This window comes from Escherichia sp. TW14182 (genome assembly GCF_000208525.1).
Lineage (GTDB): Bacteria > Pseudomonadota > Gammaproteobacteria > Enterobacterales > Enterobacteriaceae > Escherichia > Escherichia ruysiae.
In genome coordinates this window covers 14466-28442 of the sequence record NZ_AEJZ01000168.1, presented here as the reverse complement: position 1 = coordinate 28442, position 13977 = coordinate 14466, and the positions used below count along the sequence as shown (strand labels likewise).

The 13977-nt window shown below is 51.7% G+C and carries 15 protein-coding genes and 1 pseudogene; 9 read left to right on the top strand and 7 right to left on the bottom strand.

Going from position 1 to position 13977, the window contains the following annotated elements:
- Nucleotides 1-77: 77 nt before the first annotated feature.
- The 6 genes and pseudogenes from speB to EQY_RS27225 form a co-directional block, all read right to left on the bottom strand.
- Nucleotides 78-998, bottom strand: coding sequence for an agmatinase (gene speB, locus EQY_RS0114695; RefSeq protein WP_000105566.1), 921 nt, complete (start codon nucleotides 996-998; stop codon nucleotides 78-80).
- Between the two features lie 135 nt (nucleotides 999-1133).
- Nucleotides 1134-1865, bottom strand: a complete 732-nt coding sequence (locus EQY_RS0114690; protein WP_000758924.1) for a hypothetical protein — start codon at nucleotides 1863-1865, stop codon at nucleotides 1134-1136.
- A gap of 143 nt (nucleotides 1866-2008) precedes the next feature.
- Nucleotides 2009-3985, bottom strand: a complete 1977-nt coding sequence (speA, locus tag EQY_RS0114685) for a biosynthetic arginine decarboxylase (protein ID WP_010350365.1) — start codon at nucleotides 3983-3985, stop codon at nucleotides 2009-2011.
- A gap of 8 nt (nucleotides 3986-3993) precedes the next feature.
- Entirely contained in the window at nucleotides 3994-4125 is a 132-nt protein-coding gene (yqgB, locus tag EQY_RS0114680; protein ID WP_001338822.1) for an acid stress response protein YqgB, read from the bottom strand.
- A 95-nt stretch (nucleotides 4126-4220) separates the two neighbouring features.
- Nucleotides 4221-4364, bottom strand: coding sequence for a small protein YqgG (gene yqgG, locus EQY_RS27230; RefSeq protein ID WP_272941840.1), 144 nt, complete (start codon nucleotides 4362-4364; stop codon nucleotides 4221-4223).
- 110 nt (nucleotides 4365-4474) lie between these two features.
- Nucleotides 4475-4726 (bottom strand): annotated as a pseudogene (locus EQY_RS27225) (hypothetical protein).
- Between the two features lie 55 nt (nucleotides 4727-4781).
- On the opposite strand from EQY_RS27225, the gene metK reads away from it, so the two are divergent.
- From metK to ruvX, 8 genes are all read left to right on the top strand, one after another.
- Nucleotides 4782-5936 (top strand): methionine adenosyltransferase, encoded by a 1155-nt coding sequence (gene metK / locus EQY_RS0114665; protein WP_001062128.1) that lies wholly within the window; start codon nucleotides 4782-4784, stop codon nucleotides 5934-5936.
- Between the two features lie 482 nt (nucleotides 5937-6418).
- Nucleotides 6419-7813 carry a galactose/proton symporter gene (galP, locus tag EQY_RS0114660; protein ID WP_001112301.1) on the top strand — a complete coding sequence of 465 codons (1395 nt, stop codon included), beginning with the start codon at nucleotides 6419-6421 and terminating at the stop codon, nucleotides 7811-7813.
- 76 nt (nucleotides 7814-7889) lie between these two features.
- Nucleotides 7890-8387 carry a SprT family zinc-dependent metalloprotease gene (locus tag EQY_RS0114655; protein ID WP_000858393.1) on the top strand — a complete coding sequence of 166 codons (498 nt, stop codon included), beginning with the start codon at nucleotides 7890-7892 and terminating at the stop codon, nucleotides 8385-8387.
- Between the two features lie 94 nt (nucleotides 8388-8481).
- Nucleotides 8482-9189: a deoxyribonuclease I gene (gene endA / locus EQY_RS0114650; protein WP_000286195.1), complete on the top strand. Its 708-nt coding sequence runs from the start codon at nucleotides 8482-8484 to the stop codon at nucleotides 9187-9189.
- A gap of 79 nt (nucleotides 9190-9268) precedes the next feature.
- Nucleotides 9269-10000, top strand: coding sequence for a 16S rRNA (uracil(1498)-N(3))-methyltransferase (rsmE, locus tag EQY_RS0114645; protein ID WP_010350368.1), 732 nt, complete (start codon nucleotides 9269-9271; stop codon nucleotides 9998-10000).
- Nucleotides 10001-10012: 12 nt separating this feature from the next.
- Nucleotides 10013-10963: a glutathione synthase gene (gene gshB, locus EQY_RS0114640; protein WP_000593253.1), complete on the top strand. Its 951-nt coding sequence runs from the start codon at nucleotides 10013-10015 to the stop codon at nucleotides 10961-10963.
- Nucleotides 10964-11071: 108 nt separating this feature from the next.
- Nucleotides 11072-11635, top strand: a complete 564-nt coding sequence (locus EQY_RS0114635) for a YqgE/AlgH family protein (RefSeq protein ID WP_024212596.1) — start codon at nucleotides 11072-11074, stop codon at nucleotides 11633-11635.
- Nucleotides 11635-12051 carry a Holliday junction resolvase RuvX gene (gene ruvX, locus EQY_RS0114630; protein ID WP_000017102.1) on the top strand — a complete coding sequence of 139 codons (417 nt, stop codon included), beginning with the start codon at nucleotides 11635-11637 and terminating at the stop codon, nucleotides 12049-12051. The genes EQY_RS0114635 and ruvX overlap by 1 nt, the downstream gene beginning before the upstream one ends.
- A 208-nt stretch (nucleotides 12052-12259) precedes the next feature.
- Here ruvX and EQY_RS0114625 read toward each other — a convergent pair whose 3' ends face one another.
- A complete protein-coding gene (locus tag EQY_RS0114625) occupies nucleotides 12260-13240 on the bottom strand; it encodes a PilT/PilU family type 4a pilus ATPase (RefSeq protein WP_071987955.1) in 981 nt (326 codons plus the stop codon).
- A 17-nt stretch (nucleotides 13241-13257) separates the two neighbouring features.
- Here EQY_RS0114625 and yggS point away from each other — a divergent pair, with 17 nt between their 5' ends.
- Nucleotides 13258-13962, top strand: a complete 705-nt coding sequence (yggS, locus tag EQY_RS0114620; protein ID WP_010347747.1) for a pyridoxal phosphate homeostasis protein — start codon at nucleotides 13258-13260, stop codon at nucleotides 13960-13962.
- Nucleotides 13963-13977 lie beyond the last annotated feature (15 nt).

Genomic DNA, 13977 nt, shown 5'->3' with positions numbered 1-13977 from the left:
GTAGGTCGGATAAGGCGTTCACGCCGCATCTGACATTAATGGCACATTTGTTACACCGTGCGCATCTTATCCGGCGCTTACTCGCCCTTTTTCGCCGCCTGAATATACAGCATCTCCAGCGCCAGCGTCGCTGCTGCCAGAGCGGTGATTTCCGACTGATCGTATGCCGGAGCCACTTCCACAACGTCCATCCCAACAATGTTGAGATCTTTCAGGCCGCGTACCAGTTTAATGGCGCGATCGGAGGTCAGGCCGCCAATCACTGGCGTACCGGTTCCTGGCGCGAATGCCGGATCAAGACAGTCGATATCAAAAGTCAGATAAACCGGCATATCACCCACAATCTGTTTCACCTGGGCGATAACATCATCCACGCTGCGATCGTTCACCTGGCAGGCGTCCAGCACGGTAAAGCCGTTGTCTTTATCAAACTCGGTACGAATACCAATCTGCACGGAATGATTCGGGTCAATCAGACCTTCTTTTGGCGCGGTATAGAACATCGTGCCGTGGTCAAATTCACAACCGTTCGCATAGGTATCGGTGTGGGCGTCAAAGTGCACCAGCGCCATTTTGCCGAAATGCTTTGCATGGGCGCGCAGCAGCGGCAGCGTAACAAAGTGGTCACCACCGAAGGAGAGCATACGCTTACCGGCAGCCAGCAGTTTCTCTGCGTGCGCCTGCAATTTCTCGCTCATCTCACGAGCATCGCCGAAGGCATATACCAGATCGCCGCAGTCCACGACGTTCAGGCGCTCGCGCATGTCGAAATTCCACGGGAAACGGTTATGTTCCCAGGCCAGGTTAGTTGATACCTGACGGATAGCCGCCGGACCGTGACGACCACCCGCACGACCAGAAGTGGCCATATCGAACGGTACGCCGGTAATCACCCAGTCAGCATCGCTGTCATACGGCTGGAAGTTCATCGGCAGGCGTAAAAAACCAAAGGCGTTGGAAACCAGTGAGTTATCGTATTGATGCCCTAAGGTGCTCATGGATGGACTCCTCTTACAAAGTCGATATAAAAAAACCCTTCCGCGTCGTTAGGCCCGACGAGGAAGGGTTGGATTTGCGAAACACAAGTTTGCGCTAATTATCGCCTTAAATGGGCGAGGCATCAAGCGAGGTTGCTATTTACGACACGGTGGCGGCGCATAGCCATTGTTGTCTGCCGGAAAGGCTTGTCCAGAGCACGGCGGCAGCGCGTTTTTCGCCGGGCCTTGCAATTCAAAGGCGGCAAAGCCGATCACCCCGGTATTACGCACATCGCCTTGCGCCGAATTGGCGGCGTAGGAATCTGCAACATTGGCGAACTGAAAAGCCGCTTCGGTATGTTTATCTTTGCGGAATCCTTTAATCGCTAACGAATCACCGGCATTCACAATATAGCCATTGTTATTCAACGAACCTTGTTTACCATTCAGAACATCCAGGCCATCAACCGTAGCAACGATCTCGTAATTGGTGTTCCGGCTGTAGTTACGGACATATAATTGATAATTCATCCCCACTCTGGCATGAACAATATATCGCGGTTCATTATTTGATGAATCATAAACTCGCGTAATAGGTAGAGAATTAAAATTCGCATCACGAATAGCATATTCCAGTTCGTTAATACGAATGCTATAAACACGGTCGTAGCCGGAAGGAATATTTGTCGAATAATTAATAACGATCATCTCTGCCGGATCGCGCCAGGCGCGTTCAGCAGATACGCCCTGAACCGTTGAATGCACATCCCCACCCCAGGCGGTGCCGACATTGCCCGATGCACTGCTATTATACTGCGCATTACTTGAGCAACCAGCCAACAACACGACTAATGCCACCAACGCGCTACGTACTTTCCATTTTTTCATTACCGTTCCCTCTATTTAATTAATACAGCGATTGTAGGGTGATTATTTAATAAGAAAAGCAGTCAAATTATTTTTAAGAATATATAAAAAGAAAGCGGGCCGATTTACGTAAATAAATCGACCCGCCAGCGGAATAATCTTAATTATTCATCTTCAAGATAGGTATATCCGTACAACCCTGCCTCGAACTCTTCCAGGAACTGTTGTTGCAGCTCAGCATCCAGATCGGTTTTCTTCACTTGATCACGGAACTGGGTTAACAGCGTTTTCGGATCGAGCTGTACATATTGCAACATGTCCGCAACGGTATCGCCTTCATCAGACAGCTCCACTTCTACGCTGCCGTCAGGGAAGACGAACACATCAACCGCTTCGGTATCACCGAACAGGTTGTGCATGTTGCCGAGGATCTCCTGATAGGCACCGACCATAAAGAAACCGAGCATCGGCGGATTCTCTGGATCGTACTCCGGCATTGGCATTGTCGTGGCAATACCGTCACCATCAATATAGTGGTCGATAGCACCGTCAGAGTCACAGGTGATATCCAGCAGCACAGCGCGACGTTCCGGCACTTGATCCAGCCCTTCCAGCGGCAGAACCGGGAACAACTGGTCGATCCCCCATGCGTCCGGCATTGACTGGAACAGCGAGAAGTTGACGTACATTTTGTCCGCCATACGTTCCTGCAGTTCGTCGATTATCGGACGATGAGCGCGATTTTGCGGATCCAGCTGCTTCTGCACTTCATGGCACATGCTCAGATAGAGCTGTTCAGCCCATGCACGTTCTTGCAGATTGTAAGTGCCCGAAGAGTATCCGATATGAATATCGTGCAGATCCATCTGGCTGTCATGCAGCCACTCACGCAGAGAACGGCGAGTCCCCGGTTCGTGCATTTCCTGCCAGGTTTCCCACATGCTTTGCAGTGCGCGCGGCGCATCTTCTGCGGGCGCGGTCGGCACCGTGTATTCGTTACGTTCCACGCCGATGATATTAGACACCAGCACGGTATGGTGCGCAGTCACCGCACGACCCGATTCGGTGATTACCGTCGGATGCGGCAGGCCATTTTCTTCACAGGCATCGCCAATCGCCCAGATGATGTTGTTGGCGTATTCATTGAGGCCATAGTTCACCGAACAATCGGACTGTGAACGAGTGCCTTCATAATCCACGCCCAGGCCACCGCCGACGTCAAAGCACTGAATATTGACGCCGAGCTTGTGTAGCTCAACATAGAAGCGTGCAGATTCCCGAACGCCGGTAGCGATATCGCGAATATTCGCCATCTGCGAACCGAGGTGGAAGTGCAGCAGTTGCAGGCTGTCGAGACGTCCGGCTTCACGCAGCGTTTCAACCAGTTGCAGTACCTGGGTTGCCGCCAGACCGAACTTCGATTTTTCCCCGCCGGAAGACTGCCATTTGCCAGAACCTTGTGAGGCCAGACGCGCGCGCACACCCAGACGCGGAACAACGTTCAGGCGTTCAGCTTCATCCAGCACAATGGCGATTTCTGACATTTTCTCAATAACCAGATAGACCTTATGGCCCATTTTCTCGCCAATCAGCGCCAGGCGGATATATTCGCGGTCTTTATAACCGTTACAGACGATAACGCTACGGGTCATGCCTGCATGAGCCAGCACCGCCATCAACTCGGCTTTTGAACCTGCTTCCAATCCCAACGGCTCACCTGAATGAATCAGGGATTCAATCACGCGACGATGCTGGTTAACTTTAATCGGATAAACGAGGAAGTAGTCACCGTTATAACCGTAGGATTCCCGCGCACGTTTAAACGCGGCGTTAATGGAACGCAAACGGTGCTGGAGGATCTGCGGGAAGCAGAACAGTGCTGGCAGGCGCTGCCCTTGCGCTTCGCGGGTTTTCACCAACTGCGCGAGATCGACGCGAGCTTCCGGGACGTCCGGGTCCGGGCACACGCTGATGTGACCCAGCTCGTTAACGTCATAGTAGTTATTGCCCCACCAGGCAATATTGTAAGTACGCAGCATCTTGCTGGCTTCCTGGGAGCTCATTGCAACCTCCTGCATGGAGCGTAGTACACCGTGTTCGCCCGCTGACGAAGGCAAACTCATAGACATGTCGTCAGACATAGCGAACCTCAAATTATTTTATTAAGTGTAAAACAGTTAACCACTATCGCAGCCTGAAACTGCGATAACAACCCATAAGCACACGGATTTTCCAGCAGCGTATGCTGACGCTCCGACTGCGCAACCGGTTTCTTTTTCATAACATTATTAAACACATAACCGAACGTAAGTGTGACAGTTCGGCGAAACCACGAGAAAACTCTTGTTTTTTTACAAGAGCGCCCTTGTTCAGTCTTCAGTAACTGTTGCCAGCTCTTGAATCCTGAGAAGCGCCGAGATGGGTATAACATCGGCAGGTATGCAATGCAGAGATGCAGAATGCGGGGAACGAATCTACACCAGAACGGTGCGACAGATTAAGCAGCAGACAACGATTCATTATTTCGTATCACCTCCACGGCCGCCTGCGAAGACGAACCAACAAGCTAAAACACTGATTTCAACCCGGCTGGAAGTGGCAACACGAAAGAAACGTCGTGTGCTTTTTATTTAAGCCGCGCGCCGCGTTTTATACCCCACAATGGCAGAAAATTGCAAAAGATAAATGCGCAGAATGCCAGCATTGTCAGGAAAAATTTCCAGCTACGTTTTTAGCAGAATGAGACACGATTCAAAAAAAAGTGGAAATTGGGTGAAGAAGTGACCTAAAATAGCCGTCCAGATGTTAATCCATCCATACTGATTAACACTCAGACTGCCAGTGTTTTTAATCTGCAGAGTCGTGGTAGGATCCGCTACCACAGAAAATCCACACAACAGTTTGAGCTAACTAAATTCTCTTTTGGTGATATTAAATATGGCAAAACACCTTTTTACGTCCGAGTCCGTCTCTGAAGGGCATCCTGACAAAATTGCTGACCAAATCTCTGATGCCGTTTTAGACGCGATCCTCGAACAGGACCCGAAAGCACGCGTTGCTTGCGAAACCTACGTAAAAACCGGCATGGTCTTAGTTGGCGGTGAAATCACCACCAGCGCCTGGGTAGACATCGAAGAGATCACCCGTAACACCGTTCGCGAAATTGGCTATGTGCATTCCGACATGGGCTTTGACGCTAACTCCTGTGCGGTTCTGAGCGCCATCGGCAAACAGTCTCCTGACATCAACCAGGGCGTTGACCGTGCCGATCCGCTGGAACAGGGCGCGGGTGACCAGGGTCTGATGTTTGGCTACGCGACCAATGAAACCGACGTGCTGATGCCAGCACCAATCACCTATGCACACCGTTTGGTACAGCGTCAGGCTGAAGTGCGTAAAAACGGCACTCTGCCGTGGCTGCGCCCGGACGCGAAAAGCCAGGTGACTTTCCAGTATGACGACGGCAAAATCGTCGGCATCGATGCTGTAGTGCTTTCCACCCAGCATTCTGAAGAGATCGACCAGAAATCCCTGCAAGAAGCGGTGATGGAAGAGATCATCAAGCCCATTCTGCCCGCTGAATGGCTGACTTCCGCAACCAAATTCTTCATCAACCCGACCGGACGTTTTGTTATCGGCGGCCCGATGGGTGACTGCGGTCTGACTGGTCGTAAAATCATCGTTGATACCTACGGCGGCATGGCTCGCCACGGTGGCGGTGCGTTCTCTGGTAAAGATCCATCAAAAGTGGACCGCTCCGCAGCCTACGCGGCACGTTACGTGGCGAAAAACATCGTTGCTGCAGGTCTGGCCGACCGTTGTGAAATTCAGGTTTCCTACGCGATCGGCGTGGCAGAACCGACCTCCATCATGGTCGAAACTTTCGGTACTGAGAAAGTACCTTCTGAACAGCTGACCCTGCTGGTACGTGAGTTCTTCGACCTGCGTCCATACGGTCTGATTCAGATGCTGGATCTGCTGCACCCGATCTACAAAGAAACCGCAGCATACGGTCACTTTGGTCGCGAACATTTCCCATGGGAAAAAACCGACAAAGCGCAACTGCTGCGCGATGCTGCCGGTCTGAAATAATATTTCAACACCAGTTTTCAAAGGCCAGCCTCGCGCTGGCCTTTTCTTTTCTAGAGAAAGCCTGATGCGCTACGCTTATCAGGCCTGCAACCATCGCTACATGTAGACTGGATAAGCCGTTCACGCCGCATCCGGCAAAAAGCCGCCTACACGATAGCAACATTCCGTTGCTGAACACGTTTACCCGCAAATTATCACCACTACTGAAACCGATTACACCCACCACACCAACAAAATATTTATACTATTTTCACTATATTATTCAGTTTTCACAGCTGTTACATTTCTTTTCAGTAAAGTCTTAATTGCAGATAACTGCGTTTAATCTATGATGATATAACTCAATTATTTTCATGTACTTAAATTATAATCACTATAAATGTTAGTGTAAGCGATTACACCAATGTGATTTGCCTCACATCTTTTTACGTCGTACTCACCTATCTTAATTCACAATAAAAAATAACATATTGGAGGGCATCATGCCTGACGCTAAAAAACAGGGGCGGTCAAACAAGGCAATGACGTTTTTTGTCTGCTTCCTTGCCGCTCTGGCGGGATTACTCTTTGGCCTGGATATCGGTGTAATTGCTGGCGCATTGCCGTTTATTGCAGATGAATTCCAGATAACCTCGCACACGCAAGAATGGGTCGTAAGCTCCATGATGTTTGGTGCGGCAGTCGGTGCGGTAGGCAGTGGCTGGCTCTCTTTTAAACTCGGGCGCAAAAAGAGCCTGATGATCGGCGCAATCCTGTTTGTTGCCGGTTCGCTGTTTTCTGCGGCTGCGCCGAACGTTGAAGTGCTGATTCTTTCCCGCGTTCTGCTGGGGCTGGCGGTGGGTGTTGCCTCTTATACCGCGCCGCTTTACCTCTCTGAAATTGCACCGGAAAAAATTCGCGGCAGTATGATTTCGATGTATCAGCTGATGATTACCATCGGCATCCTCGGTGCTTATCTTTCTGATACCGCCTTCAGCTACACCGGCGCATGGCGCTGGATGCTGGGTGTGATTATCATCCCGGCAATTTTGCTGCTGATTGGTGTCTTCTTCCTGCCAGACAGCCCACGTTGGTTTGCCGCCAAACGCCGTTTTGTTGATGCCGAACGCGTGCTGCTACGCCTGCGTGACACCAGCGCGGAAGCGAAACGTGAACTGGATGAAATCCGTGAAAGTTTGCAGGTTAAACAGAGTGGCTGGGCGCTGTTTAAAGAGAACAGCAACTTCCGCCGCGCGGTGTTCCTTGGCGTACTGTTGCAGGTGATGCAGCAGTTCACCGGCATGAACGTCATCATGTATTACGCGCCGAAAATCTTCGAACTGGCGGGTTATACTAACACCACAGAGCAAATGTGGGGGACAGTGATTGTCGGCCTGACCAACGTACTCGCCACCTTTATCGCAATCGGCCTTGTTGACCGCTGGGGACGTAAACCAACGCTGACGCTGGGTTTCCTCGTCATGGCTGCGGGCATGGGCGTGCTGGGTACAATGATGCATATCGGTATCCACTCTCCGTCGGCACAGTATTTCGCCATCGCCATGCTGCTGATGTTTATTGTCGGTTTTGCGATGAGCGCCGGTCCGCTGATTTGGGTACTGTGCTCCGAAATTCAGCCGCTGAAAGGCCGCGATTTTGGCATCACCTGCTCCACCGCCACCAACTGGATTGCCAACATGATCGTCGGCGCAACGTTCCTGACCATGCTCAACACGCTGGGCAACGCCAACACCTTCTGGGTGTATGCGGCTCTGAACGTGCTGTTTATCCTGCTGACGCTGTGGCTGGTGCCGGAAACCAAACACGTTTCGCTGGAACATATTGAACGTAATCTGATGAAAGGTCGTAAACTGCGCGAAATCGGCGCTCACGATTAATCTCCTCAGGCTTCCTCCCGTCGCGGAGGAAGCCGCCTCTTGCAGTCATCTTTTCTTCGCTTTATCCTCAGCCGCTATGAAAACTTCCCGTCTCCCTATCGCCATCCAACAGGCCGTTATGCGTCGCCTGCGGGAAAAACTCGCCCAGGCCAACCTGAAGCTGGGGCGTAATTACCCGGAGCCAAAAATTTCGTACACCCAGCGTGGTACATCCGCCGGAACAGCATGGCTGGACAGCTATGAAATTCGCCTCAATCCGGTGCTGCTGATGGAAAACAGCGAGGCTTTTATAGAAGAAGTGGTGCCGCACGAACTGGCGCATCTGTTGGTCTGGAAACACTTCGGTCGCGTGGCGCCGCATGGTAAAGAGTGGAAGTGGATGATGGAAAGCGTGCTGGGCGTTCCCGCCCGCCGCACGCATCAGTTTGAGCTACAATCCGTGCGCCGCAACACCTTCCCTTACCGCTGTAAATGCCAGGAGCATCAGCTTACCGTGCGCCGCCATAACCGCGTGGTGCGTGGAGAGGCCGTCTATCGCTGCGTTCACTGCGGTGAACAACTGGTTGCCCAATAACCAGTAGAACTATCAGGAATTTTACTGATCTGGCTGATTGCATACCAAAACAACTTTCGCTACGTTGCTCGCTCGTTTTAACACGGAGTAAGTGATGTACCGTAATTTGTCTGTGGCTGCGGTGGTACTGAGCGCAGCATTTTCCGGCCCTGCATTGGCCGAAGGCATCAATAGTTTTTCCCAGGCGAAAACAGCAGCGGTAAAAGTCTACGCTGATGTGCCGGGAACATTTTACTGCGGATGTAAAATCAACTGGCAGGGTAAAAAAGGCATCGTGGATCTGGAGTCGTGCGGATACCAGGTGCGCAAAAATGAAAACCGCGCCAGCCGCGTAGAGTGGGAACATGTGGTTCCTGCCTGGCAGTTCGGTCACCAGCGTCAGTGCTGGCAAGACGGTGGACGTAAAAACTGCGCCAAAGATCCGGTTTATCGCAAAATGGAAAGCGATATGCATAACCTTCAGCCCGCAATAGGCGAAGTGAACGGCGATCGCGGCAATTTTATGTATAGTCAGTGGAACGGCGGCGAAGGGCAGTACGGGCAGTGTGCCATGAAGGTGGATTTCAAAGAAAAAGTGGCTGAACCACCCGCTCATACGCGAGGCATCATTGCACGAACTTATTTCTACATGCGTGACCAGTACAACCTGACACTCTCACGCCAACAAACGCAGCTTTTTAACGCCTGGAACAAGATGTATCCGGTGACCGACTGGGAGTGCGAGCGCGACGAACGTATTGCGAAGATGCAAGGCAATCATAACCCGTATGTGCAACGCGCTTGCCAGGCGCGAAAGAGCTAACCTACACTAGCGGGATTCTTTTTGTTAACCCCTACCCCACGCGGACAACCGCGTGGGGAGACGACGCGGATTTTTAACCATGCGTATCCCCCGCATTTATCATCCAGAACCACTTATCAGCAACTCTCACATCGCGCTTTGCGAAGATGCCGCCAACCATATCGGACGTGTGCTGCGTATGGGACCTGGACAGGCGTTGCAATTGTTTGACGGCAGCAACCAGGTCTTTGACGCAGAAATTACCAGCGCCAGCAAAAAAAGTGTCGAAGTAAAAGTGCTGGAAGGTCAGCTCGACGATCGTGAATCCCCGTTGCATATTCATCTCGGTCAGGTGATGTCGCGCGGTGAAAAAATGGAATTTACTATCCAGAAATCGATCGAACTTGGAGTAAGCCTCATTACGCCACTTTTTTCTGAACGCTGCGGCGTTAAACTGGATAGCGAACGTCTGAACAAGAAGCTCCAGCAGTGGCAGAAGATTGCAATTGCTGCCTGTGAGCAGTGTGGTCGTAACCGGGTGCCGGAAATCCGTCCAGCGATGGATCTGGAAGCCTGGTGTGCAGAGCAGGATGAAGGGCTGAAACTGAATCTTCACCCGCGCGCCAGTAACAGCATCAATACGTTGCCGTTACCGGTTGAACGCGTCCGCCTGCTGATTGGCCCGGAAGGCGGTTTATCGGCAGATGAAATTGCCATGACTGCCCGCTATCAATTTACTGATATCCTGTTGGGACCTCGCGTTTTGCGTACAGAGACAACTGCGCTCACCGCCATTACCGCGCTACAAGTACGATTTGGCGATTTGGGCTAACGGAGAAGAATAATGATCAAGCTCGGCATCGTGATGGACCCCATCGCAAACATCAACATCAAGAAAGATTCCAGTTTCGCTATGTTGCTGGAAGCACAACGTCGTGGTTACGAACTTCACTATATGGAGATGGCCGATCTCTATTTGATTAACGGTGAAGCCCGTGCTCATACGCGTACTCTGAGCGTTGAACAAAACTACGATAAATGGTTCGAGTTTACGGGGGAGCAAGATCTGCCACTGGCCGATCTCGACGTGATCCTAATGCGTAAAGATCCGCCGTTTGATACCGAGTTTATCTACGCCACTTACATTCTGGAACGTGCCGAAGAGAAAGGTACGCTGATTGTTAACAAGCCGCAGAGCCTGCGCGACTGTAACGAAAAACTGTTTACCGCCTGGTTCTCTGACTTAACACCGGAAACGCTGGTCACGCGCAATAAAGCACAGTTGAAGGCGTTCTGGGAAAAACACACCGACATTATCCTTAAGCCGCTGGACGGTATGGGCGGTGCGTCTATTTTCCGGGTGAAAGAAGGCGATCCGAACCTCGGCGTGATAGCCGAAACCCTGACTGAACACGGCACGCGCTACTGCATGGCGCAGAATTATCTGCCTGCCATTAAAGATGGCGACAAGCGCGTGCTGGTCGTCGATGGCGAGCCGGTGCCGTACTGTCTGGCACGTATTCCGCAGGGTGGCGAAACCCGAGGCAATCTGGCTGCCGGTGGTCGTGGCGAACCTCGTCCGCTAACTGAAAGTGACTGGAAAATCGCCCGCCAGGTCGGGCCGACGCTGAAAGAAAAAGGGCTTATCTTTGTTGGCCTGGATATTATCGGCGACCGTCTGACTGAAATTAACGTCACCAGCCCAACCTGTATTCGTGAGATTGAAGCAGAGTTTCCGGTCTCGATCACCGGAATGTTAATGGATGCCATAGAAGCACGTTTACAGCAGCAATAACCCAGTTTAACGAGAGGGATCTCGTTGAGACTCTGAGTGACAGCGCCCTTCTTTCCACGCATACTGGGCGCTGTTGCTTTTTTGAACCAGGAAACAGAACCTCTGACAATGAATTTACAGCATCACTTTCTTATTGCCATGCCTGCTCTCCAGGATCCGATTTTCCGTCGTTCCGTGATCTACATTTGCGAACATAATACCAATGGTGCAATGGGGATCATCGTCAACAAGCCGCTGGAAAATCTCAAAATTGAAGGGATTCTGGAAAAGCTGAAGATCACGCCGGAGCCGCGTGATGAATCAATCCGTCTGGATAAACCGGTTATGCTCGGTGGTCCGCTGGCTGAAGATCGCGGGTTTATTTTGCATACTCCGCCCTCTAATTTTGCTTCCAGTATTCGCATTTCAGACAACACGGTGATGACCACCTCCCGCGATGTACTTGAAACGCTCGGCACCGATAAACAACCGTCTGACGTATTGGTGGCGTTGGGTTACGCCTCCTGGGATAAAGGCCAGCTGGAACAAGAGATTCTCGACAACGCCTGGCTAACCGCCCCGGCAGATCTGAATATTCTGTTCAAAACGCCGATTGCCGACCGCTGGCGCGATGCGGCAAGACTGATTGGTGTTGATATTCTCACTATGCCTGGTGTGGCGGGGCACGCCTGATGAGCGGAACCTTACTCGCCTTTGATTTCGGCACTAAAAGCATTGGTGTGGCGGTAGGTCAACGTATTACCGGCACCGCTCGCCCTTTGCCTGCAATTAAAGCTCAGGACGGTACGCCGGACTGGAACATCATCGAACGTTTACTGAAAGAATGGCAGCCGGACGAAATCATCGTCGGTTTGCCGCTGAATATGGACGGCACCGAACAGCCATTAACCGCCAGGGCGCGTAAATTCGCCAACCGTATTCATGGTCGTTTCGGTATTGAAGTAAAGCTACATGACGAGCGTCTTAGCACCGTAGAAGCGCGTTCCGGGCTTTTTGAACAAGGTGGTTACCGGGCACTCAACAAAGGTAAAGTCGACTCTGCCTCTGCGGTTATCATTCTCGAAAGTTATTTCGAGCAGGGTTATTAAGGCGATTTATAAGCCTGGCGAATTGTCATTACCGTCATCTTGCCGGATGCGGCGTAAACGCCTTATCCAGCCTACATGTGGCAACGGCTGTAGGTCTGATAAGACGCGTTAGCGTCGCATCAGACGTTCATTGCCGGATGCTGAGTTTGTATGCCTGATAAGCGTAGCGAATCAGGCATATTTACGAAGCTAATCAACCAATTTCGCCTCACAAACGCCCTTCCCCCACCCGCTGCTGATAACTCTGCTGAAAAGTTAACATCCCCACTTGTTGCCCGGTTTGAATAACGTGTGGTAACTGGTGGGTTTTCCCTTCGCGAATCAAATTCCCCACCGCTGGCGTGTTAATCAATAATTCAAACAGCGCCACGCGCCCTTCCTGCTTATCCACTTCCAGCTTTTGTGACAACACCGCCCGTAAACTCCCCGCCAGTTGATTACGCACGGGATCTTTTTCCTGCGCCGGAAATGAATCCACCAGCCGCTCAACGGCCTGCGCCGCACCGCGCGTATGTAAGGTCGCCAGCACCAGATGTCCGGTTTCTGCCGCCGTCAGCGCCAGACGTATTGTCTCGCTGTCACGCAGCTCTCCGAGCAATATCACATCGGGATCTTCCCGCAATGCGGCACGCAATCCCGATGCGAACGTCATACAGTGCAAACCGATTTCTCGCTGCTGGATCAAACATCGCTGGCTGGCATAGAGATATTCAACAGGATCTTCCAGCGTCAGAATATGCGCATCGACATGTTGATTGAGATAGCCAACCATCGCCGCCAGCGTGGTAGATTTGCCGCTCCCCGTCGCTCCCGTCACCAGAATCAGGCCATTCTCGCTCTTAAGCAATTCCGGCAATACCGGTGGTGCGCCAAGCTGTTCGAGCTGTGGACGGTGCGAAGGTAACAACCGTAATGCCAGAGAAATACCTTGCCGTTGCGCGAACGCACTGCCGCGCAACCGCTGGTTTTCCGCCAGCGATACGGCAAAATCAAGCTGACCATTTTCAAGTAATATCGCCCTCTGCTCGTCATCCAGCCACTCCCGCAGTAGCTCTTCCACGTCCGGTGCGTTAAACGGTGCAGCTTCCATTCTGCCGCGAATGCGCCATCGTGCGGGCCAGGCGCTGCACAGGTGTAGATCCGAGACGTTATGCTTTACACTAAGGGCCACAATTTCTTCCATATTCATACTAAGATCCTCGGAAAATGAACGATATTGCGCATAACCTGGCACAGGTCCGGGACAAAATCTCAGCGGCTGCAACGCGTTGCGGCCGTTCTCCAGAAGAAATTACGCTGCTTGCAGTCAGTAAAACAAAACCTGCGAGCGCCATCGCAGAAGCCATTGATGCCGGGCAGCGTCAATTTGGTGAAAACTACGTTCAGGAAGGGGTAGATAAAATTCGCCACTTTCAGGAGCTGGGCGTAACAGGATTAGAATGGCATTTTATTGGTCCGCTACAGTCCAACAAAAGTCGCCTGGTGGCAGAGCATTTCGACTGGTGTCATACCATCGACCGTTTGCGTATCGCTACCCGCCTGAACGACCAGCGACCGGCAGAACTCCCCCCTCTTAACGTACTGATTCAAATTAATATTAGTGATGAAAACAGTAAGTCCGGGATTCAACTGGCAGAACTGGACGAACTGGCGGCTGCGGTTGCTGAACTACCGCGTCTACGCCTGCGCGGGCTGATGGCTATCCCGGCGCCTGAGTCAGAATATGTAAGGCAGTTTGAAGTTGCACGCCAAATGGCTGTAGCATTTGCCGGACTGAAAACGCGCTACCCGCATGTCGATACGCTCTCTCTGGGGATGTCGGACGATATGGAAGCCGCCATTGCGGCAGGTAGCACAATGGTTCGCATCGGCACAGCCATCTTTGGTGCGCGTGATTACTCTAAAAAATAAGGAATTAAAGGAACG